Annotated in this window: 25 protein-coding genes; 12 read left to right on the plus strand and 13 right to left on the minus strand. The window is 69.9% G+C overall.

The features are described 5' to 3' along the window. Positions 1-148: 148 nt before the first annotated feature. Entirely contained in the window at positions 149-937 is a 789-nt protein-coding gene (locus ACIA75_RS12980; protein ID WP_397103164.1) for an SDR family oxidoreductase, read from the minus strand. 57 nt (positions 938-994) lie between these two features. Here ACIA75_RS12980 and ACIA75_RS12985 point away from each other — a divergent pair, with 57 nt between their 5' ends. The 3 genes from ACIA75_RS12985 to ACIA75_RS12995 all read left to right on the plus strand — a co-directional run bounded on the left by ACIA75_RS12985 (position 995) and on the right by ACIA75_RS12995 (position 2,857). Beyond that, entirely contained in the window at positions 995-1,366 is a 372-nt protein-coding gene (locus tag ACIA75_RS12985) for a winged helix-turn-helix transcriptional regulator (RefSeq protein ID WP_397103166.1), read from the plus strand. A gap of 91 nt (positions 1,367-1,457) precedes the next feature. After that, complete coding sequence (locus ACIA75_RS12990) at positions 1,458-2,321, plus strand: arylamine N-acetyltransferase (RefSeq protein WP_397103168.1); 864 nt, start codon at positions 1,458-1,460, stop codon at positions 2,319-2,321. Positions 2,322-2,392: 71 nt separating this feature from the next. Next, positions 2,393-2,857: a MarR family winged helix-turn-helix transcriptional regulator gene (locus ACIA75_RS12995; protein WP_397103170.1), complete on the plus strand. Its 465-nt coding sequence runs from the start codon at positions 2,393-2,395 to the stop codon at positions 2,855-2,857. Between the two features lie 43 nt (positions 2,858-2,900). On the opposite strand, the gene ACIA75_RS13000 is transcribed toward ACIA75_RS12995, so the two are convergent. Further along, the gene (locus ACIA75_RS13000; protein ID WP_397103172.1) at positions 2,901-3,539 is read right to left on the minus strand and encodes a GNAT family N-acetyltransferase; all 639 of its coding nucleotides are present in this window, start codon (positions 3,537-3,539) and stop codon (positions 2,901-2,903) included. A 32-nt stretch (positions 3,540-3,571) separates the two neighbouring features. After that, a complete protein-coding gene (locus ACIA75_RS13005) occupies positions 3,572-4,750 on the minus strand; it encodes a winged helix DNA-binding domain-containing protein (RefSeq protein ID WP_397103174.1) in 1,179 nt (392 codons plus the stop codon). A 430-nt stretch (positions 4,751-5,180) separates the two neighbouring features. On the opposite strand from ACIA75_RS13005, the gene ACIA75_RS13010 reads away from it, so the two are divergent. Further along, positions 5,181-6,152, plus strand: coding sequence for an alpha/beta hydrolase family protein (locus tag ACIA75_RS13010; protein WP_397103176.1), 972 nt, complete (start codon positions 5,181-5,183; stop codon positions 6,150-6,152). A gap of 22 nt (positions 6,153-6,174) precedes the next feature. Here ACIA75_RS13010 and hisH read toward each other — a convergent pair whose 3' ends face one another. From hisH to ACIA75_RS13045, 7 genes are all read right to left on the minus strand, one after another. Further along, positions 6,175-6,795 carry an imidazole glycerol phosphate synthase subunit HisH gene (gene hisH, locus ACIA75_RS13015; protein WP_397103498.1) on the minus strand — a complete coding sequence of 207 codons (621 nt, stop codon included), beginning with the start codon at positions 6,793-6,795 and terminating at the stop codon, positions 6,175-6,177. 37 nt (positions 6,796-6,832) lie between these two features. Continuing rightward, positions 6,833-7,465, minus strand: coding sequence for an imidazoleglycerol-phosphate dehydratase HisB (gene hisB, locus ACIA75_RS13020; protein WP_397103178.1), 633 nt, complete (start codon positions 7,463-7,465; stop codon positions 6,833-6,835). Between the two features lie 19 nt (positions 7,466-7,484). Beyond that, complete coding sequence (locus ACIA75_RS13025; protein ID WP_397103180.1) at positions 7,485-8,633, minus strand: histidinol-phosphate transaminase; 1,149 nt, start codon at positions 8,631-8,633, stop codon at positions 7,485-7,487. Then, positions 8,630-9,967, minus strand: coding sequence for a histidinol dehydrogenase (gene hisD / locus ACIA75_RS13030; RefSeq protein WP_397103182.1), 1,338 nt, complete (start codon positions 9,965-9,967; stop codon positions 8,630-8,632). Before hisD ends, ACIA75_RS13025 begins: the two co-directional genes overlap by 4 nt. A gap of 153 nt (positions 9,968-10,120) precedes the next feature. Further along, positions 10,121-10,552 carry a hypothetical protein gene (locus ACIA75_RS13035; protein WP_397103184.1) on the minus strand — a complete coding sequence of 144 codons (432 nt, stop codon included), beginning with the start codon at positions 10,550-10,552 and terminating at the stop codon, positions 10,121-10,123. Positions 10,553-10,589: 37 nt separating this feature from the next. Next, positions 10,590-11,192: a maleylpyruvate isomerase family mycothiol-dependent enzyme gene (locus tag ACIA75_RS13040; protein ID WP_397103186.1), complete on the minus strand. Its 603-nt coding sequence runs from the start codon at positions 11,190-11,192 to the stop codon at positions 10,590-10,592. Positions 11,193-11,238: 46 nt separating this feature from the next. Continuing rightward, a complete protein-coding gene (locus ACIA75_RS13045) occupies positions 11,239-12,819 on the minus strand; it encodes a protein kinase (protein WP_397103188.1) in 1,581 nt (526 codons plus the stop codon). 297 nt (positions 12,820-13,116) lie between these two features. Here ACIA75_RS13045 and priA point away from each other — a divergent pair, with 297 nt between their 5' ends. The 4 genes from priA to hisI all read left to right on the plus strand — a co-directional run bounded on the left by priA (position 13,117) and on the right by hisI (position 15,940). Further along, entirely contained in the window at positions 13,117-13,848 is a 732-nt protein-coding gene (gene priA, locus ACIA75_RS13050) for a bifunctional 1-(5-phosphoribosyl)-5-((5-phosphoribosylamino)methylideneamino)imidazole-4-carboxamide isomerase/phosphoribosylanthranilate isomerase PriA (protein WP_397103190.1), read from the plus strand. 25 nt (positions 13,849-13,873) lie between these two features. Further along, positions 13,874-14,752 (plus strand): inositol monophosphatase family protein, encoded by an 879-nt coding sequence (locus ACIA75_RS13055; protein WP_397103192.1) that lies wholly within the window; start codon positions 13,874-13,876, stop codon positions 14,750-14,752. Positions 14,753-14,816: 64 nt separating this feature from the next. Continuing rightward, on the plus strand, positions 14,817-15,590 hold the full coding sequence (gene hisF / locus ACIA75_RS13060) for an imidazole glycerol phosphate synthase subunit HisF (protein ID WP_397103194.1): 774 nt from the start codon (positions 14,817-14,819) through the stop codon (positions 15,588-15,590). Further along, on the plus strand, positions 15,590-15,940 hold the full coding sequence (gene hisI, locus ACIA75_RS13065; protein ID WP_397103196.1) for a phosphoribosyl-AMP cyclohydrolase: 351 nt from the start codon (positions 15,590-15,592) through the stop codon (positions 15,938-15,940). Before hisF ends, hisI begins: the two co-directional genes overlap by 1 nt. Before the next feature lie 15 nt (positions 15,941-15,955). Here hisI and ACIA75_RS13070 read toward each other — a convergent pair whose 3' ends face one another. After that, positions 15,956-16,813: a sigma-70 family RNA polymerase sigma factor gene (locus ACIA75_RS13070; protein ID WP_397103500.1), complete on the minus strand. Its 858-nt coding sequence runs from the start codon at positions 16,811-16,813 to the stop codon at positions 15,956-15,958. Between the two features lie 85 nt (positions 16,814-16,898). Here ACIA75_RS13070 and ACIA75_RS13075 point away from each other — a divergent pair, with 85 nt between their 5' ends. Next, positions 16,899-17,261, plus strand: coding sequence for a hypothetical protein (locus ACIA75_RS13075; protein WP_397103198.1), 363 nt, complete (start codon positions 16,899-16,901; stop codon positions 17,259-17,261). Beyond that, on the plus strand, positions 17,258-17,626 hold the full coding sequence (locus tag ACIA75_RS13080; protein WP_397103200.1) for a DoxX family protein: 369 nt from the start codon (positions 17,258-17,260) through the stop codon (positions 17,624-17,626). Before ACIA75_RS13075 ends, ACIA75_RS13080 begins: the two co-directional genes overlap by 4 nt. A 76-nt stretch (positions 17,627-17,702) precedes the next feature. Here the strand turns inward: ACIA75_RS13080 and ACIA75_RS13085 are convergent, their stop codons facing one another. Further along, the gene (locus ACIA75_RS13085; protein ID WP_397103202.1) at positions 17,703-18,191 is read right to left on the minus strand and encodes a MarR family winged helix-turn-helix transcriptional regulator; all 489 of its coding nucleotides are present in this window, start codon (positions 18,189-18,191) and stop codon (positions 17,703-17,705) included. Between the two features lie 141 nt (positions 18,192-18,332). Further along, positions 18,333-18,797 (minus strand): peroxiredoxin, encoded by a 465-nt coding sequence (locus tag ACIA75_RS13090; protein WP_397103204.1) that lies wholly within the window; start codon positions 18,795-18,797, stop codon positions 18,333-18,335. A gap of 143 nt (positions 18,798-18,940) precedes the next feature. Here ACIA75_RS13090 and ACIA75_RS13095 point away from each other — a divergent pair, with 143 nt between their 5' ends. Together ACIA75_RS13095 and ACIA75_RS13100 are read left to right on the plus strand one after the other, a co-directional pair. Continuing rightward, entirely contained in the window at positions 18,941-20,515 is a 1,575-nt protein-coding gene (locus tag ACIA75_RS13095; protein WP_397103206.1) for an anthranilate synthase component I, read from the plus strand. Further along, positions 20,512-21,615, plus strand: coding sequence for a TIGR02234 family membrane protein (locus ACIA75_RS13100; protein ID WP_397103208.1), 1,104 nt, complete (start codon positions 20,512-20,514; stop codon positions 21,613-21,615). Before ACIA75_RS13095 ends, ACIA75_RS13100 begins: the two co-directional genes overlap by 4 nt. Positions 21,616-21,620: the final 5 nt, after the last annotated feature.

Consider the following 21,620-nt stretch of genomic DNA (forward strand, 5'->3'; position numbering starts at 1 on the left):
CGAGCACGGCAGTGATCCGGCCTCTGGGTACAACCAGATCTACGCCGGTGAGAACTGTTTCGCTCCATCGGCCGGTATCGATATGGACTGTGAGAGATCGCAGTTCGGCGGTCACGGGCAAGCCTTCGGACGAACGGCGTCGGATTCGTCAAGGTAGCACCGTGACCGCCGTGGGATGTGGTCGGGATTGGTCGATGTAGTCGTGCCCGCCGACGTAGAAGGTGTGGCCGGAGGTGACCGGGGCGTCGATCGCCCGGACGACGGCATCGGCGAACTGGGGCAGGGTGGGCAGCGGACCGGAGGAGCGGCGGGTGGCGACTGCGGCGGGATCGCGCCGTTCGAGGAGGCGGACGATGATCGTGCCGTCGAGCATATCGCCGGAGACGACGACGAACCCGATTCCGCGGGCGGCGAAATCCGGGATCAGGGCGCGAAGCGCGTGCTCGCCCGCGCGCTTCCCGGCGGCGACCGGCCCATATCCTGTGGGTAGGGCTCTGCCCTCGTGGTGGAAATGCGCTTGATGGCTGGTGACGAACACGATTCGCCCACCGGCAGGGATCAGCGGCAGGGCGAGTGTGGCCAGGCGGACCTGCGCGTCCCGGTTGAGTCGCAGGGCGTAGCCGGGGTCGGCATTTCGTTCCAGCCCGCCGGAGGCGTTCAGTACGAGCGCGTCCAGCCGGCCGAACTCGTCGCGGAGCCGGCCGAGCATAGTGGCCACGTCGGCGGCGTCGGACAGATCCGCGCCGATCGCCGAGGCGCTGCCGCCCGCGGAGATCACTCCGTCGACCACGGCCTGTGCGCGCTTGGCCTTTTCCCGGTAATTGACCACGACGTGGATGTCCGGTGCGGCCAGGCGTTGTGCTGTCGCCGCACCGACTCCGCGGGAAGCGCCTGTCACCAGCACCACCCGTCGTCGCGTCGAGTCCGATCGGTTCATCGAGATCCTCCCAGCTCCACAGTGCTTCTAATTCAGAACCAACTATGGTGCTTCGAAATGAGAAGCGCAAATGATGGGTCCGATGGGGTGGGGGACGCCGAGGAGCCCGCCCACGGGTCGATCCTGGCGGCGATCGACCTGCTCGGGCAGCGATGGATACTGCGGGTTGTGTGGGAACTCGAACCGGGACCGCTCGGGTTCCTGGAGTTGCGCCGCCGGATGGGGAACTGCTCGTCGAGCATGCTGTCCAACCGGCTGCAGCAGTTGCAGATGGCGGGGCTGGTGGAGAAACACGGGCCGAAAGGCGCCTATGAACTCACGACGGCGGGGGTGGGTCTCAGTGAAGCCCTGCAGCCGCTGTGGGACTGGTCCGAGTCCTGGGCTCGCGGTCGTTCCGGCGGTGTGTGGATGCGAGATAATGCGAAATGACCCGGAATATCGAACGACCAGGGATGCCGCGCGGAACATATCCGGGCTGAGTGCGGTTGCTCGTGTCGACCCTGGCGAAACGAGGAATTCTGTGCCGAAGCCTGCGGACAAGGCCTACCACTGGGACGGTGGCGAGCTGGATCTGGACCTGTACCTCGAGCGGATCGGGTACACCGGACCCCGCACCCCGACCCTGGCCGCGCTGCGGGCGCTGGTCGCCGCGCATACGACCGCCATACCGTTCGAGAACCTGGAAGCGGTACTCGGCCGGCCGGTGCCGTTGGACCTGGAAACGTTGCAGGACAAACTGTTACGGAACCGTCGCGGCGGTTACTGCTACGAGCATGTCACCCTGCTCGCGGCCGCACTGGAGCGGTTCGGGTTCGGGATCACCGGGCTGGCGGGGCGGGTCACCATGGGATCGGGCGGGCTGCGACCCGCGACCCACGCGCTGCTGCGGGTCACCGCCGGCGACGACGACCGGGTATGGCTGGTCGATGTGGGGTTCGGGGCCGGACCGCTCGAACCGTATGCGCTCGTCGACAGCCCCGGGGAATTCACGCTCGGAGAGTGGAGGTTCCGGCTCGAACGCGAGGTCGGCGAGCTGGAGACCGAACAGTGGGTGCTGCACCAGTTCGCCGGGCAGGGATGGGTGGACCGATACACCTTTACGCTCGCACCGCAGTACCGGGTGGACTACGGGGTCGGCAATCATTTCGTCGCCACCTCGCCACGGTCGCCCTTCACTCAGCGCCCGTTCGTCCAGCGCTTCCTGCCGGATGTTCACCACATTCTGGACGGACACACCCTGACCACCGAACACCCCGACGGCTCCAGCCGCTCGCGTGAGCTCGGGATCGGGGAGTTACGCGAGACGCTGGCCGAGGTTTTCGATATCGAACTCGACGACGAGGACTTCGCGGCGCTGGTCCGCAGACCTTGGGCCACCAACTGACCGCCGGGCACCCGGCCGCCGGCGTCCACAGTTTGTGGGTGTCGCCAACGGGCGGTTGCTAGATTGCCGTTATGGATGCCGCGCACCAGGGCGCCGCGAGCAGGCTGCGCAGTCTGCCGACGCGACTGATCAACCAGACCGCGCTACTCGCCGAGCGGGCGACCGAGCAGGCGCTGGCCGGGACGGGGTCGCGCCGGTACCACTTCGCGGTGCTGACCACGCTGCGCGACGGCGGCGCCAGCAGCCAAGCCGAACTCGGCCGCCGCACCGGAATCGACCGCAGCGATATCGTGGCCGTGCTCAACGACCTGGTCGCGCGGGGTTTCGTGCAGCGGTCCGCCGATCCCGACGACCGCCGCCGCAATATCGTCACGCTGGCCGACCTCGGCGGTGAACATCTCGATGAGCTGGACCGCAGGCTGGACGGCGCGCAGCAGGACCTGCTGGCGGCGTTGTCCGCCGCCGAACGACGCACCCTGGTTGCCTTGCTCGGCCGCATCCTCGACGACCATGCGGGCCGGAGCGCCGGGTCCTAGCCGGGACCGCTCCGATCGTGGGGTCGCCACCGGTGCGGTCCGATCAGCAGCTGCGGACCATGGTCCGCTGGTGGACCCGTCCGCCCAGGTAGCGCATCCCCGGCACCACGGGCGCTGGACCGTGCGGAGTGAAACCCATGCGTTCGAAGAACCGGACCGCCCGGGTGTTCTCGACCACGGTCTGCAGATGGCAGCCGGGCGAACCCAGCGACCGGAGCCGCTCGAACCACTGGTCCATCAGCCCGTCGGCGGCACCGGTGCCGCGGCCCTCGGGCGCGACATTGATGTGCAGATGCGCGGGCCAGCGTTGATCGTGGATTTCGCCGGCGGTCGGTGCCCGGCGCAGTGCCGCACCGGCGGCGTCCAGTGCGCTGCGTGCGAAGAAGGCGGCCGGCCCGGGGCGCAGGATCAGCCGGTGGGTGCGGATGGCGTCTTCGATCCGCCGGGTCTCGCTCGGGAAGACCGCCGTATCCACGCAGCCGGTGAGGTACCCGACCAGTACGCCGTCCGCTTCGGCCAGGAACAACGATTCCGGCTCGTGATCCATATACGGCTCGAGATAGATCTGCGCTTCGGATTCCGGATGGCCCCAGAGGGTTTCGGTCGGTGATCCCTGGGCCGCCCGCGTCGCGAGCTCTCGCAGCGCGGGTCGATCCTCCTCGTGGAAGGTCCGAATTCGCATACCGGACAATCTACCCCGCGCGCCGGGGGCGATCATGCGGTGAGTTCCCGCTCCACGGGGGTCCGGAACCGGGGGATCGGGCGCACCTCCCCATACCAGGCGGCGGCGCGTTCGGCTTCTCCCGCGATGAGTGCGCGCGCGTCGGCGCCGACATTCTCCAGCAGCCGGGTCACGATCTCGCCGTCTTTGCGCTGGGCCCAGCCGCCGACGATCCGGCCGTTGTACCAGATGCTCGGCCCGATATTGCCGTTGCGGTCGAACAGCTGTGGCTGATGGTCGCCCAGGTACCAGCCGCGTGACTGCCAGCCCATCGGCGTGGGGTCCAGCGCGGGCAGCAGGGCGGCCCAGGGTTGCGGGTCGGCGACCGGTTCGAGGTCGTCGGCGAGCAGGAGCCCGGGGGTGCCGTCGAGATCGACTTCTACCGTCTCGAGTTGGGTCAGCGCTGTGCGGACCTGACCGAGGTTCCAGCCCGTCCACCATTTGATGTCCGTGATCGGGGCCGGGCCGAACGCGTACAGCCAGCGCCGCACCAATTCGGTGCGGGCGACCTCGGTGGCGAGCTCATCGATCGGTGACGGCAGCCAGGATTCGATGGGCGCCCACGAGTATTGGCTGCTCGACCAGCTGCCGTTCGGCCGAGCCCGCACTATCCGGCCCTCGGTGCCGAGCAGGACCAGAACCCAGCTGGTGATACCGGTCGGCCGCGAATAGGACTTCTCCGGGTTCGTATCGATCTGGGTGCGCAGCTCGGGGACGTCCTTGCTCAGCTGAGCTCCGGTGGCCGACCCTCGAGCGAGTAGTGCGCGATGTGTTTTGTCGGCGACGGCCGCGAGCCAGCCTTCCGGGTCGCCGTCGCCGATCCCGGCCTGCGCCAGGTATTTCACGTAGGTGCGCCGTTGCCGGGCCGCCAGGTCGGGAGCGCAGGAGGCGTGCAATACCGGGGCCAGCTCGACCGGTGCGACGAACATGGTGCGCCGCATCGCGAGCATGCGAAGCAGCACGCGGTCCTCGTACAGCGCCCGCTCGACCTGTTCGGCCCCGGCTGTCCGGCCCCGGGCGGCCACCGACAAATGCACGGTCGCCGGGTCGGTGGCGTGCAATACCACCAGGGAGCGGGCGATCTCGGCCACATCGTCGCTGCGATACTCGGCCGCCAGCCGATGCCGTACCCCGAGCCGGGCCCGGCGCTGCGCCGTGGTGAAGGTGTACACCCGGCGCATGCTAGCGGCGCGCACCGACACCTGTTCCGGCATGCACGCCGACCGGGGGTTTCGTGCATTGACCGGGCGGGCTTCGTGCGTTGACCGATTGCCGGTTCGCGTGTTGGCGGCAGCCGAGGGCATCCGGTCCGTCGCCGACGCGCGTGCCGTAGGTTCGTGCACCGGCCAGTCGTGGGTTCGTGCGTCGACCGGCTGAGGTCTGTACGCCGACCGGGCCGCCGCTTCGCACGCCGACCGGTCGCCGCTCCGGAAGTCGGCAATCGGCGACAGGCACACCGATCAGGTGGGTGCGCAACCGACCTGCCGCGGTGTCGGCTGTGCACTCTGCCGCGGGTCGGCGATTCGCTGCGCGGCAGGCGAATTGCCGACCGGCCCAGCCGGGTTCCCGCGTCCGCGGGCCCGGCCGTGGAATATTCGATCTATGAGCAGACGCGCAGTGACCTATCTGGCCGGGGTGCTGCTCCCGGTGTTGACGGCAACCCTGCTGGCCGCCGCGCCGGCAGCCGCGACCGTGGCGTGCGCGGTGCATACGCGCCCGATCTCGGTGCCGGTCGACGGCGAACAGGCCACCGGCCTGCTCTTCGAACCACACTCCTGCGCGACCCGGGACACCCTGGTGGTCACCGCGCACGGGCACAAGGGGTCCGCGGCGCAGTACTCGGAATACCTGGTGTCGATCGCCGCGCGCACCGGTACGCCGATCCTGTCGATGGATCTGCGCGGCAGCCCGCAGTGGCGCACCGGCGAATGGAATCTGTGGGCCGGGTGGCGGGATCTGGTGGCGGCCACGCAGTGGTACAAGGGCGGGCATCCCGTCTCCCGTACCGTGCTGTGGGGCTGGAGCCTCGGCGCGATGACCACCGGTCTCGCCGCCGCCTACGGGCCGGCCGGACTGTTCGACTACTGGGTCGATACCTTCGGCCCGTCGAACCTGTTCACCCACTACCAGGGGCCGGCCGGCGACTATCCCGCGCTGCAGGCGCAGATCCGGCGCGACGCCGGGGGCTGTGCCCCGCTCGAATGCCCGATCGCCTATGCGGAACGGTCCCCGGCGCTGCAGGCCGGGCGGATGAACATCCGGCACGCGTTTCTCGTCCACGGTACGGCCGATGAGGTGGTGCCTTATACAGCCAGCATGCAGATGCGGGCTGCGCTCATGCTGGCGGGTAAACCGAGCACGATGTACTCCATCGTCAGCGGGCGAACCCTGCAGGGTGTCGTGGAACCGGGCCGCCACAATGTCGGCCCGGCCCTGTTCGAATCAGGGTGTGTGGTGGAACGGCTCGTCCTGGGCACCGAACCGCTCGGCACCAACCGTGACTACCTCGTCGATGTCGCGGCCGGAGTGGTCGCCGCCCCACCGGCACCGCCGAACGCGAAATGTGCCGCCTAGCAATATCGGTCAGCCACCGGCTTCAGAGTGACTTCACCCAGTTGGACAGCAACTGGGCTCCCGCGTCACCCGACTTCTCCGGATGGAACTGGGTCGCCGAGAGCGCACCGTTCTCGACCGCGGCCAGGAAACGGCTGCCGTGTTCGGTCCAGGTGAGTTTGGGTGCGGCGAGGTGTTCGCTGGGCGGGAGATCCCACGTGCGGGCCGCATAGGTGTGCACGAAATAGAAGCGGGTGCCCGGGTCCATTCCGGCGAACAGCACACTGTCCTGCGGCGCGTCGACGGTGTTCCAGCCCATATGCGGAAGTACCGGTGCCTCGAGCTTGTCGACGGTGCCGGGCCACTCCCCGCAGCCCTCGGTCTCCACCCCGAACTCCACCCCGCGCTCGAACAGGATCTGCATACCCACGCAGATGCCCAGCACCGGACGCCCACCGGCCAGCCGCTGGCCGATGATGCGTTCACCGCGCACCTCCCGGAGCCCCGCCATACAGGCGGCGAAGGCGCCGACCCCGGGGACCACCAGGCCGTCCGCGGCCAGGGCGGCCGAATGGTCGGCGGTCACCTCGACCTGTGCGCCGGCCCGGACCAGGGCGCGTTCGGCGGAGTGTAGATTGCCGGAGCCGTAGTCCAGTAGAACCACAGAGTTCACGGTGCTTCCTTAATGAGCGGGTACCGCATCAGAGTGCGCCCTTCGTCGACGGAACGCCCTGCACCCGGGGATCGGGTTCGACCGCGGCGCGCAGGGCGCGGGCGACCGCCTTGTACTCGGCTTCGGTGACGTGGTGCTGGTCGCGGCCGTAGAGCACCCGGACGTGCAGTGCGATGCGGGCGTTGAGCGCGATGGATTCGAAGACGTGGCGGTTGAGCACCGTCGAATACGGGGCGCCGGGGTCGTTGCGGCCGCGGACCGGGGTGCCGGGGATCACGGCGTGCAGCAGGTGGTCGGGTTCGCCGGTGTGCACGCAGTAGGGCCGGCCTGAGACGTCGACGGCGGCGTGCGCCAGCGTTTCGTCCATCGGGATGTAGGCGTCGCCGAACCGCCGGATGCCTTTTTTGTCGCCGAGCGCCTGCCCCAGCGCCTGCCCGAACACGATGGCGGTGTCCTCGACCGTGTGGTGGGCCTCGATCTCGATATCGCCGTCGGCGCGGACCGTCAGGTCGAAGCTGGCGTGGGTGCCGAGCGCGGTGAGCATATGGTCGTAGAACGGGACACCGGTGGCGATATCGGTCTGTCCGGTGCCGTCCAGGTTCAGTTCCACCACAATGCTGGATTCCTTGGTGGTGCGCTCCACTCGCGCGGTTCGGTTCATGCTCACTTCCGGTTGTCGATCAGCTGTGCGCGGTCAGTTGGGTGGCGGCCAGTTTCGCGCTGACCCGCAGGAATTCGTCGTTCTCCGCGGCCAGTCCGATGGTGACGCGCAGATGGCCGCCGATGCCGACATCGCGGATCAGGACCCCTTCGTCCAGGTAGTGCTGCCAGGCGCGGGGTGCGTCCCGGAAGGTCCCGAACAGCAGGAAGTTCGCGTCACTGGGCACCACCGCGAAACCGAGGCCGGTCAGTGCCCGCGCCACCCGGTCGCGCTGGGCGGCCAGCTCCGCGACACTCGCCAAGGTCTCGTCGGCGTGCCGCAGGGCCGCGCGGGCAGCCGCCTGGGTGACCACCGACAGGTGATACGGCAGCCGCACCAGCAGCAGCGCGTCGATCACCGCGGGGGCGGCGACGAGATAGCCGAGGCGGCCGCCGGCGAAGGCGAACGCTTTGCTCATCGTCCGGCTGACCACCAGTTTCGCGGGATAGCGGTCGATCAGGCCGATGGCGCTGGGTGCGGCGGAGAACTCGCCGTACGCCTCGTCGACAATGACGATGCCCGGCGCGGCGTCGAGGATCCGGGACAGTTCGGCGGCCGGGATACTGTGCCCGGTCGGGTTGTTCGGGCTGGTCACGAACACCACATCGGGCCGGCGTTCGGTGATGGCGGCGAGGGCGGCGTCGATATCGACGGAGAAATCCGCGGCCCGTTTCGCCTCGACCCATTCGGTGTCGATGCCTTCGGAGATGATCGGGTGCATCGAATACGACGGGACGAATCCCAGTGCCCGCCGGCCCGGACCGCCGAAGGCCTGCAGGAGTTGCTGCAGGATCTCGTTGGACCCGTTGGCCGCCCACACATTCGTGGCGCCGACCGTGATACCGGTCTGGCGGGTGAGGTAGGACGCGAGATCGGTGCGCAACCCGACGGCATCGCGGTCGGGGTACCGGTGCAGATCGGCGGCCGCGGCGCGGACGGCCTCGGCCACGTCCTCGACCAGCGCACGCGTCGGCGGGTGCGGATTCTCGTTGGTGTTGAGCTGGACCGGGACACTGAGTTGCGGTGCGCCGTACGGGGATTTACCGCGCAGATTCTCCCGCAGCGGGAGCGCGTCGAGCCCGATACCGGCGCCGGGCACCGCGGTGACCAGCGGGTTACCGGCGGTCACGACAGTGCCTCGAAACGAGCCCGGACGGCCTGCCCGTGCGCGGGCAGATCCTCGGCATCGGCCAGCGCCACCACATGTCCGGCGACATCTTTCAACGCCGCCTCGGTGTACTCCACCACGTGGATACCACGCAGGAAGGTCTGCACGCTGAGCCCGGACGAATGCCGGGCACATCCGGCCGTCGGCAGGACGTGATTGGATCCCGCGCAATAGTCACCGAGGCTCACCGGGGCGTACGGGCCGACGAAGATCGCCCCGGCGCTGCGCACCCGGGCGGCGACCGCCGGAGCCTGCGCGGTCTGGATCTCCAGGTGTTCGGCGGCGTAGGCGTTCACCACCCGCAGGCCCTGGTCGATATCGTCGACCAGCACCGTCCCGGACTGGGTTCCGGTGAGTGCCGCGGTGACCCGCTCGGCGTGTTTCACCACCGTCAGCTGGGTGGTCAGCGCGGCGTCCACCGCGTCGGCGAGGGCGGGGCTGTCGGTGACCAGCACGCTCGCGGCGAGGACATCGTGTTCGGCCTGGCTGATCAGGTCGGCGGCCACGTGGACCGGATCGGCGGTGGCATCGGCCAGGATGGCGATCTCGGTGGGGCCGGCTTCGGCATCGATCCCGACCAGGCCGCGGCAGAGGCGTTTGGCGGCGGTGACATAGATATTGCCGGGCCCGGTGATCAGGTCGACCGGCGCGAGCGCGCCGCCGTCGGTATCGGTACCGCCGTAGGACAGCAGTGCGACCGCCTGCGCCCCGCCCACGGCCCATACTTCCTCGACCCCCAGCAGCTGCGCCGCGGCCAGAATCGTCGGGTGCGGCAACCCGCCGAACTGCTCCTGTGGCGGCGAGGCCACCACCAGCGACTCCACCCCGGCCGCCTGCGCGGGCACCACATTCATCACGACACTGGACGGGTAGACGGCGTTACCGCCGGGCACATACAACCCGACCCGCTCCACCGGTACCCAGCGCTCGGTCACCGTGCCGCCCGGGACGACCTCGGTGGTGGTATCGGTGCGCCGCTGATCGGCGTGGACGGTCCGGGTGCGGGCGATCGCCACCTCGAGCGCCGAGCGGACCGCCGGATCGAGCCCGTCCAGCGCGGCGGCCAGTTCCGCCGCCGGAACACGCACCGTCGCCGGGGTGACGTGGTCGAATTTCGCACCGAACTCCAGCGCCGCGACCGCCCCGCGGTCGCGGACCGCTTCCACCATCGGCCGCACATGATGCAGTACCGAGTCCACATCGACCCCGCCGCGCGGCAGCGCGGTGCGCAACTGCGCGGTGGTGGGTGTGCGGCCGCGCAGATCGACGCGCGCGAGCTCGATACGGGAAGTCATGGTGGTATCGGTCCTTGTCCGGCTGACTTGGTTGACACGACCAGCCTAATAGGCGCAGTTGGGCGGAGCCCATCCGCAGCCCCGCGCACGGCCGGAGCGAAGGCGGAGGTACGCCTGACGGGCCGGTACCACCGGTTATTTGCGCGGTCCGGTTCAGACGATCCGGGTGAAGACGATATCCAGCTCGTGTTCCCAGGTGCGCGGGTCCAATTCGGACTCGGAGCGTTCCCAGGTGGCCCGGAGTGTGTTCCGGGTCTCGTCCAGGTTACCGGTGAGGCGCTGCGAATCTCCCGGAGCGTCGCGCCAGACCCGCCACAGCGGCCCGGTGACCGCCCCGTTGAAGATCCGGCGCTCACCGTTGCTGTCGTACTGCAGGACCTTCAGCCGCTCGGGATAGGCGTCGTCGACCCCCATGGCCCAGGTTCTTTCGATACCCGCCTCGGGCACCGTGTAGCGCACCAACAGGAAGGCCTCGCCGGCCAGCCACTCGATCGTCGTCCGCCCGACGACGGTGGGGTACCTGTCGGTCGTCGTCTTCCATTCACCGATCATCGCCGCCATCGCGGCGAGTGGCGAATCGGTCATCTGCGCGTCTCCCATCGGTGAAGCGAACTTCGGATGTTCAGCTGCAGCGGCGACGCAGTTCCGGAACGCCCTCGCCCTCGAGCTCACCGAGGACGACCGGCCGGCCCACCATGGCCAACGCTAGCGCTTCGCCGCGGCCCCGGACCACCGGCCCGGAACCCTTGACCCAGTCGAAATCTGTCGCGACGAACTGTAACCCCTCGGTGAGGCGCCAGGGGCGGGCGAACGGATCGGGCCGGTCGAGTACGGCCCGCAGCCGGTCGGCCGGGATATCGCGGTGCCGGCCCAGTGGGCGGCGGATGTCCTGCTGATGGACCAGCAGGTCGGCCAGCCCGAGGCGGGGCCACAGCCGGGAGACGGTGCGCGGGGCCGATTCGAATTCGGCCAGCAGTTCGACCGGCGTCCGGCGTGACCCCGCCGCGGCCATGGCGTTGTTGACGCCGTCGATGGAGCACCGATTGCGCACCGTGATCCCGAAGTACTCGGTGAGCGTGATCGCGTCGTAGCGGAGATGCCCGATCAGGTCACGCACCCGCCAGCCGGTGCACAGGGTGGGCGCATCCCACTCGGTCTCGGACAGATCTCGCAGCAATGCGATCATCTCGGCTCGCTCGGCGGCGAGCATTGCCCGAATGTTCATGCCGCACACCATAACCGGGAGCCGTCGTCGCCGACTCCGGTACGGGTCAGCGGGTATCGCTGTCGATGAGCAGCGTGCCGCCCGAATTCACCACCCGCAGTGTCGGATTGCGGGTCTGGCCGCCGTAGCTGAGGTCGTTCACCCGCATATCCACCGAGCCGTCGGGGTTGTTGCCCTTGAAGGCCTCGATCTGCTGGAAACTCTGCACGGTACGCGTCGACCAGTACTGTTCGAACTCCTGCCGGCTGCCGTAGACCTGCTGCGCGGCCGGTGTCAGCAGCCCCCAGGAACCGGCGGGATCCATGTAGAACTGTTCGAGCAACTGGCCGGCCTGCACCCATTCGACCTGGCCGCTGCTCGGCGTGGACCCCAGTGCCGGGTCGGTGGACGCCGGGGTATCGGCGGCGCGCGGCGCGGTGGATGTCACCGAGGTGTCGGCCCGGGCCGGGCCGCCGTCGTCGGAATCGGACGAACTGAAGAACAGCACACCGCCGACCACCGCGGCGCCGGCGATACCGCCGATGATCACCGCACGCCGGACGCCGCCGCCCGGCCGCGAATCCTCCGCGACGGGCTGGGTGGTGGTGGGGGGATGGTTCGGCGCCCGCCGCGAGGCCCGGGTGTCGTGCCCGTCGCGGTCCGCGCCACCCCGGGGTTCCGGACGCCGCCGCGGGCCCGCGGCATGCGCCGGGCCGCGCTGGTGGCCGGCCGCGGGGGTTTCCATCGTGCTGACGGCGGCGCCGCCGGCGTGGCCGTTGCGATCGTGCCCGTTGCGGTCGAAGGCCTCCCGGGCGGGCACGAAACCGGCGTGCTCGGCGCCTGCGCCGGGATATCCGGCGAACCGGGCCAGCTGTTCGCGGGCCTCCGCCATCGTGGGGCGCAACCGCGGATCGGCCTCCAGCAGATCGAGCAGGAAATCGGTGGCCGGTCCGGCGTTCTGCGGTTCGCTCACCTGACCGTTGGCCGCGGCGTAGAGCACCTTGAGCGGATTACCGGAACCGAACGGCGGTTCCCCCTCCAGCGCGTGGAACAGGGTCGCGCCCAGCGCGAACACATCCGCGGCCGGGGTGGGGTCGGCGCCGCGCGCGACCTCGGGGGCGAGGTAGGCGGCCGTCCCGCAGATCAAACCGGTTTCGGTGAGGGTCACATCGCCGGTGGCCCGCGAGATTCCGAAATCGGTGATCTTCACGGTGCCGTGGTCGTCGAGCAGGACATTGCCCGGTTTCACATCGCGGTGCACGATCCCGGCCTGATGGGCGGCGATGAGCGCCGCGGCCACCTGCTCACCGATCCGCGCGACCTGCGGCAGCGGCAGTGGGCCCCCGGAGGACAGCACCATCGCCATACTGCGGGATTTCATGTACTCCATCACCAGGCACGGATCGCCGCCGTGCTCGGTGATATCGAAGACCACGATGGCGTTCGGATGCTGGAACCGGGCCGCGTTACGGGCCTCCCGCGCCGCGCGCTGCCGGAGCACATCGCGCTCGGCGGGCGGCAGACTGGGTTTTATATGGATCTGCTTGATCGCCACCGACCGCTGCAGACGCTCGTCGACGGCACGCCAGACCACGCCTGTGCCGCCGCTACCAATCTGCTCGACCAGGCGGTAGTGATCCGCGATCAACTGACCGGTATCGATGACGCCTACTCCGAACCTTCTCGAAATCGTGACATGCCGCGTCGGTTCCCTTTCACACACGTCACGCGTCGGTGATCATGCACTCGTCCCGCATCGGTGACCATTGCACGCGTAACGCATCTGTGACCACTCACGCGTTCGGGACGAGTGTAGCGGGCACCTCGACCGGCCCAGTGGGTGATGTCACCTAAACCGGATCCCGGCCGGGAACCGACCGGCTCCGGTGCCGGCTCGCCCCGGCCGGGCGGGGCGGGCGAACATCGGGCTATTACGCTGTGACGAGTGAGTCTTGTGCTGCTGCCCGCTGTCGATGTCGCCAATGGAGAGGCCGTCCGCCTGGTACAGGGCGCGGCGGGGAGCGAAACCAGCTACGGTTCGCCCCGCGACGCCGCCCTCGCCTGGCAGGAGGACGGCGCCGAATGGGTGCATCTGGTGGACCTGGACGCGGCGTTCGGCCGCGGCTCGAACCGGGAACTCCTCGCGCAGGTGGTCGGCGAACTGGATGTCGCGGTCGAGCTGTCCGGCGGGATCCGCGACGACGACTCGTTGAAGGCGGCGCTGGCCACCGGCTGCGCCCGGGTCAACCTGGGCACCGCCGCGCTCGAGGATCCGGTGTGGTGCGCGCGGGCGATCGCGGAATACGGCGACCGGATCGCGGTCGGCCTGGACGTCCGGATCGTCGACGGCGAATACCGGCTGCGCGGCCGCGGCTGGGTGAGCGACGGCGGGGATCTGTGGGAGGTCCTGGAACGGCTCGAACGCGACGGTTGCTCCCGCTACGTCGTCACCGACGTCACCAAGGACGGCACCCTCACCGGCCCGAACCTGGACCTGCTGCGCGAAGTCTGTATGGCCACCGAAGCGCCGGTGATCGCCTCCGGCGGCGTCTCGGCCCTGGCCGACCTGACCGCGATCGCCGAACTGGTGCCCGACGGTGTGGAAGGCTCGATCGTGGGTAAAGCACTGTACGCGGGCCGGTTCACCCTGCCCGAAGCACTGGCCGCTGTCCGTTGACCGCGAAGAACGGGGACTCCAGGCGATGACCAGGGCGGATACCGAGCTGGCCGGTCTGCTGACCACGGCCGCCGAAGTCCTCGACGGAGTGTGTGAGCGGTTCCTCGAAGGACAGGGCGCGCCCAGTGCGGTGGCCAAGGGGTCCAAGGATTTCGCCACCGAATTCGATCTGGAGCTGGAACGCACCATCTCCGGGCAGCTGCTGGCCCGCACGGGTATCGAGGTGCACGGCGAGGAATTCGGCGGTCCCGCGCTCACCAGCGGTACCGCCTGGGTACTGGACCCGATCGACGGCACCTTCAATTACTCGAACGGTCATCCGCTCACCGGGACGCTGCTCGCGCTGGTCCGGGACGGGGAACCGGTGCTGGGCATGGCCTGGTTCCCGCCGCTGGACCGCCGGTACGCCGCCCTCGCGGGCGGCCCGCTGCTGCTCGACGGTGTCCCGCAGCCGCAACTGGCCCCGGGTCTGCTCGATGACGCGATGATCGGATTCGGTGCCTTCAATATCGAATCCACCGGCCGGGTGCCGGGACTGTTCCGGCACCGCGTCCTGGGCACGCTGAGCCGGTTGTCGTCCCGGGTGCGGATGCACGGTTCGACCGGGATCGACCTGGCCTTCACCGCCGACGGCACGCTCGGCGGTTCCATCGTTTTCGGCCACCATCCGTGGGACAACGCGGCCGGCGCGCTCATGGTGCGCTGCGCGGGCGGTGTGGTCACCGATCTCGAGGGCGCCGAATGGACCATCGAATCCGGATCGGTGCTGGCCGCCGCCCCCGGAATCCATGCCGAACTACTGGACATGATCGCCGCCACCCGCGGCGCCGAAGCCGCCCCGATCGGCGATGATCGCGATACGGCCCCCGAACCGCAGGCACCGGCCACCGGAGAGAAGCAATGAGGCGATACCTCCGCCTTCGCTGCGGCCTCCACCGACCGCAGGTAACAGCCATGAGGGAGAATCCATGAGCTTGGCGACGCGCGTCATCCCCTGCCTGGACGTCGATGCGGGGCGGGTGGTCAAGGGCGTCAACTTCCAGAATCTGCGGGACGCCGGCGACCCCGTCCAGCTCGCCGCCGCCTATGACGCGCAAGGCGCCGACGAACTCACCTTCCTCGATGTCACCGCCTCCAGCGGCGACCGCGCCACCATGTTCGATGTGGTCACCCGGACCGCCGAGCAGATCTTCATCCCGCTCACCGTGGGCGGCGGGGTCCGCACCGTGGCCGATGTCGACCGGTTGCTGCGCGCGGGCGCGGACAAGGTGTCGGTGAACACTGCCGCCATCGCCCGGCCCGAGGTGCTGCACGAGATGTCGCAGCGGTTCGGGTCGCAGTGCATCGTGCTGTCGGTCGACGCCCGCACCGTGCCCGACGGCGACCCGGACACCTCGTCGGGCTGGGAGGTCACCACACACGGCGGCCGCCGCGGCACCGGGATCGACGCGGTCGAATGGGCCGTGCGCGGCGCCGAACTCGGCGTGGGGGAGATCCTGCTCAACTCGATGGACGCCGACGGCACCAAGGCCGGGTTCGATCTGCCGATGATCCGCGCCGTCCGGGCCGCCGTGTCCATCCCGGTGATCGCCTCGGGTGGCGCCGGTGCGGTCGAGCATTTCGCTCCCGCGGTGCAGGCCGGTGCGGACGCTGTCCTGGCCGCCAGCGTCTTCCACTTCGGCGACCTGACCATCCCGCAGGTCAAGGACGCCCTGCGCGCGGACGATCTGGTGGTGCGCTGATGGGCCTGGATCCGGCGATCGCGGCCCGCCTCAAACGTAACGAGGCCGGTCTGGTGGCCGCGGTCGCGCAGGAGCGGGACACCGGCGCGGTGCTCATGATGGCGTGGATGGACGACGAGGCGCTGGCCCGCACCCTGGAAACCCGCCGCGCCACCTACTATTCGCGGTCCCGGCAGCAGTACTGGGTGAAGGGGGAGACCTCCGGCCATACGCAGTACGTGCACGAGGTCCGGCTGGACTGCGACGGCGATACGGTCCTGCTGGTGGTGGACCAGCAGGGCGCGGCCTGCCACACCGGAACACATACCTGCTTCGACAGCGACGTACTGCTCCCGCTCGACCGGGCGTAGTAGGGCAACCGCGGATCACACCGCGTCGGCCGGGGCCATCGCGCCGGGCGTGTAGCGCACGATCTCGATCCCGGTGATGAACCGATCGCCGAATCGGAAGCGGATGAGCGCGAACGGGTGTCCACCGGGCGCGATGACCGCGCCGGGGCCACCATCGACGAGAACGGGGACGGCGGCCCGGATCCGGTCGGCGAAGAACTTCGTCTCCTCGGCGATCGCCCCGGCGCCGCGGACGTCGCCCGGTGCGCCCGCCGGGAGCAGGCTGAGATCGGCTGTCCGGACGGCATCGGGGGCCAGCAGCGTGACGAGCCGGGCGATGTCACCACCGCGCGCGGCCGCCAGGAAGGCCGCCACGATCTCGAGATGTCCGGTGATCTCCGCCTGGTGTCCGGCCTCGGCGGGCCGGACGCCGCGCAGCCGGGAGCGTGCCCGGCTGGCCAGTTTCTTCGCCGCGGCCGGATTCGTGTCGAGCACGGTGGCGATCCGGTCGAACGGAACCGCGAAGAGATCGTGCAGGACGTAGGCCACGCGCTGGCCGGGGGACAGTTCGCCGAGTAGGACGAGCAGCGCCCGCGACACCTCCTCGCGGCGCAGGAACTCCTCGTCGACACTCGACTGCTCGCCGGGGACGTCGTCGAGCAGCAGCGGGAGTTCGCCGCGTCGCTCCCGGGCGCGGAGCAGGTCGAGGCACAGCCGGGCCGTGACGGTGGTGAACCAGCCGTCCGGGTTGACCACCTCGGACAGGTCGGCAGCCTGGACGCGGGTCCACGCGGTCTGCACCGCGTCCTCGGCATCGTGATACGAGCCGACGATCCGATGGGCCAGCGACAGCAACCGGGGCCGGGCCGCCTCGAATTTCTCGACGAGTTCCACGGAGTAGGTCACCTTTCGTGCGTGCCGGACGTCAGGAGGGGCGAGAGAGACAACCCGACGTGCACGACCCCTCGAGGAGACTTTCATGAGAGTACAGATCCCGCGCTCCGGCACCGGCGGGGCACGAACAGGTCCGGTCGCGACCGGCGCCGCCCCCGCCGATGGCGGCGCAGCCCTGCGCCGTGACCGCACCGCACCCGGCACCGAGCCGATCCCGGTTGCCGGAGACGCCACTGCGCTGCCGATTGTCGTTGTGCGGGCACGGCCTGCGGACGAGGATCGCAGCGCGCAGCCGGACGATCCCGATCTCGGTCCGTTCCCGGTGCGGATCGCTGCCGGCCAGGCCCCGGAATTTCCGGTGGCCCATGCGGCCGAGAGCATCACGGGGTGCTCGAATGTCCTGGGTTCGTCGCGACCGGCCGCACTGCCGGGGCGGTATTTCCGGTGACCGGGGCGCTGGGGACCGGCCTGTTCGTAGCGACAGTGGCCTGTCTGCTGCTCAATGCCGTCGAGGTGGCGGGCAAGGCAGTGCGGGCACGGTTCGTGATGCAGAACGCCGCCGAGGTCGGCGTGGCACCGCGGTGGATACCCTATCTCGCGGTGCTCGAGGGCGCCGGGGTGGCCGGACTGCTGGTCGGGCTGCTCGGCCAGTGGGCCATCGGACTGGCCGCTGCCGCCGGGCTGGTGCTGTTCTTCGTGGGAGCGATCGCGGTGCACGTCCGGTCGCGGGTTGTGTACAACCTCGCGTTTCCGGGAGTCTTCCTGGTTCTGGCCGTAGCCGCCGTCGCGTACTTCGCGGGGCAAGCCGGCTGACCGTCCGGGTGTCGAGCCGGCCGCGATACGCGGGCGGTGGGTTGCCCCGAGCGCCGGTGAAGCGGGAGTGCCCGGGTCAACGCGTGGAGTCGCCGGACACCGGTTGCGTGGTACCGAGCACAACGCCCAGATGGCTGGTGAGCGTGGTGCCGAGGTCGGCCAGGGCGGCGGTCTGCTGGTTGTCCAACCCGTCGAAGACCAGCCGGCGCACCACGTCCATGTAGCCGGGCGCGGTTTCCACGACCTTCTGGTGACCCTCGTCGGTCAGCAGCGCCAAGACGCCGCGCCGTCCCGTGGTCGCGGTGCGCGTGGCCCAGCCCATCCGCTCGAGTTTGGAGACCACATGCGACAGCCTGGATAGCGACGAATTTGCCCGATGCGCGAGCTCGCTCATCTGCAGCCGCCGGTCCGGCGCCTCCGAGAGCAGGGTGAGCACCCAGTACTCGAAATGAGTCACGCCGGATTCCCGCTGCAGATCGGTGTCCAACGCCCCCGGCAGGCGATTCAGCAATGCGACCACCGCGCGCCAGGCCCGTCCTTCGACCGGGTTCAGCCACTCCGTCACTAGTCCGCCTTCTGTCCGGCCCGGTGACGTTTGCGGCAGGGTCACCCGGCTGTAGAAGAAGTTTGCCACGACTTCGCTCGATCGTGTGTCATCTCGGAAACGAAGGTGAGGCCACTCACAGCGGGCGGCGCAGCGGCGGCGTTATTCGTCTTTTCCGTCGCGCAGGAACTCCAGCGCGCGGTCGGCGTGCACATTCGCGCGCAGTTCGCTGCTGATCACCGTGCGGATCGTGCGGTCGGTGCCGATGACGAAGGTATGCCGTTTCACCGGCATGAGTTTGCCCAGCAGGCCACGTTTGACCCCGTAGCTCTCGGCCACCGACCCGTCGGCATCCGACAGCAGCGGATACTCCAGCCGCTGCGCGCCCGCGAACCCGGCCTGGACGTCGACGGCGTCGGCGCTGATCCCCGCGCAGCCGGCCCCGAGGGCGGCGAATTCGGCGGTGAGGTCGCGGAAATGGCAGGCCTCCGCGGTGCATACCGGCGTATTCGCCGCGGGGTAGAAGAACAGGACGAGTGGCCCGTCGGCCAGCAGGGAATCGAGGGACCGGAGGGTGCCGGTCTGATCCGGGAGTTCGAATGCCGGGGCGAGCTGGCCGATCTGCATACCCGGACAGTACCGGGACGGCTGTGTCCATTGCGCATGAGCGGGGGCCCTGCGTGGTGACGCTGCGCTGCCGCCTCCGGGCCTGACCCGCTCATGCGGGGTGCGTCGCACGCCGTCGGTGCCCGGCTGGAATGATGGGTCGAATGCACGGCGCTCCCGCGACTACCACCCGCGAACGATTCCGCGAACTCGCCGCCGAACACCGGGTTGTCCCGGTGACGCGGAAGGTACTGGCCGATTCGGAGACCCCGCTGTCGGCCTACCGCAAACTGGCCGGCGATCGCGCGGGGACCTTCCTGTTCGAATCCGCCGAGAACGGACGATCGTGGTCGCGCTGGTCGTTCATCGGCGCCGGCAGTCCGTCGGCGCTCACCGCGGTCGACGGTGCCGCCACCTGGCTGGGTGCCACGCCCGCCGGTGCGCCCGCGGGCGGCGATCCCCTGGACGCGCTGCGTGAGACCCTCGAACTGCTGCGCACGGAGCGGTTACCCGGTCTGCCCCCGCTGACCGGCGGCATGGTCGGCTACCTCGGCTACGACGCCGTCCGCCGGATGGAACGGCTGCCCGAGCACGCGGTCGACGATCTGCGGCTCCCGGAGATGGTGCTGCTGCTGGCCACCGATCTGGCCGCGTTCGACCACCACGAGGGTGCCATCACCCTGATCGCCAACGCCGTGAACTGGAACGGCACGTCCGACAATGTGGACGCCGCCTACGACGACGCCCTCGCCCGGCTCGACCGGATGACCGCCGCCCTGGCCGCGCCCGCCGTATCGACCGTCTCGGTCTTCGATCAGCCCGAACCGGACTACCGGCGGGCCCGCACACCGGACGAGTTCGGTGCCGGTGTCCGCCGGCTGGTCTCGGAGATCGAGGCCGGGGAAGCGTTCCAGGTGGTGCTGTCGCAGCGGTTCGAAATGGACTACGGCGGCACCCCGATCGACCTCTACCGGATGCTGCGGGCCGCCAACCCGAGCCCGTACATGTTCCTGCTGCATATCCCGGACGGCGCCGGGAACACCGCGTTCTCCATCGTCGGATCCAGTCCGGAGGCGCTGGTGGCGGTGCAGGACGGGGTCGCCACCACGCACCCGATCGCGGGCACCCGCTGGCGCGGCGCCACCGAGGAAGACGATCTGCTGCTCGAGAAAGGCCTGCTGGCCGACGAGAAGGAGAACGCCGAACACCTCATGCTGGTGGACCTCGGCCGCAACGATCTGGGCCGGGTCTGTGTGCCGGGAACGGTGCGGGTCACCGAGTACCGGCATGTCGAGCGCTACAGCCATGTGATGCATCTGGTGTCCACGGTCACCGGCCGTCTCGCGCCGGGCAAGATCGCGCTGGACGCGGTCCGGGCCTGTTTCCCGGCGGGCACGCTGTCCGGTGCGCCCAAGGTCCGGGCCATGCAGTTGATCGAGGAACTCGAACCGACCCGGCGCGGTGTGTACGGCGGGGTGGTCGGCTACCTCGATTTCGCCGGGGACGCGGATACCGCGATCGCCATCCGGACCGCCCTGCTCAAGGACGGCACCGCCTATGTCCAGGCGGGTGCGGGTGTGGTGGCCGATTCCGAGGCCGAGTACGAGGACACCGAATCCCGGAACAAGGCGATGGCGGTGCTGCGGGCGGTCGCCGCCGCCGAAACCGTGCGTGCTTTCGGGGACGATGGATTCGAGGAACGGGAATCGATAACTGTCGCGTCCGGAGGCGGCGTATGACAGCGGAGAACAGTAACGCTGCCGACCGGCGGTCCGCCGGTGTGGCCGGGTCCCGGCGCGACGTGTCGGACGCCGGCGATGCCGCGACCGCCGGATCAGGAGCCGGGAGCAGCCCGGACATGACGGGATCCGGTAATGCGGCGCAGTCGCCCGGTGATGGTGCCGCCGAGTCGGTCGAGGGTGCGGCGGCGGATTCCGGCGCAGCGGCGCGGACCTCCGATGCCGGCCAGGGATCCGTCGCCTCGGGTGCGGGACGGCCCGGGCCCATCGATTGGGGCGACGAGGAGTTGCCTCCCGCCGCGAACGGGCCCGCTCCGGCCGCCCGGTATCCGGTCGCCGCGCTCGTGCTGCTCGCTGTGGGCGCTGCCGCACTCTGGGGGTCCTCCCGCCTCACCTGGGTCACGGTGACCTCGGCGGACGGCCTCACCGAACCCCGCACCGACGAACTGAACGGCGGGGTCTGGTTCGGTGCGCTGACGCCGCTGGCGCTGGTGCTGCTGGCCGCCATCGCCGCCGTGCTCGCCACCCGGGGGTGGATTCGCCGGCTGGTGGGTGTGGTGGTCGCGCTGATCGCCGCGGTGACCGCGGTTCCGGCGCTGGCGCTGCTCACCGGCTCCGGCGCCACCGAGCAGCGCGCCGCGGATCTGGCCGGGCTCCCCGGCCGCGCCCAGGTCCAAGAGCTGGTGACCGCGGGTGCCCCGGCCGCGCTCACGCTGTGCGGGGCGCTGGCCGCCTTCTGCGCCGGGCTGCTGCTGGCCCGCATGCCGGCCGATGCCAAACAGCTGTCCGGGAAATACGACAACCCCGCGACCCGGAAGGCCGCCGCGACCCGCGCCGTGCAGGGCGGCGTGTCCGGGGATGCGCTGCCGGAACGGGTGCTGTGGGATGCGCTGGATGCCGGCGCCGACCCGACCGACCCGGAAACACCGGCGGCGCCGTCCGCCGCGGCCGCCGGTGGAGCGGTCGCCGGACCGGACGGTGGAACGCCGGAATCTCCGGCCGGGGACGCGTCCGGCCCGCACAGCAGGGGGACCGCGGACCGGGCAGCGCCGGGGACGGCCGCATCGCCGCGGGGAGCGGAACCGGATGACGTCCCGTAGCAGGT

This window comes from Nocardia sp. NPDC051750 (assembly GCF_044453135.1).
GTDB lineage: Bacteria > Actinomycetota > Actinomycetes > Mycobacteriales > Mycobacteriaceae > Nocardia.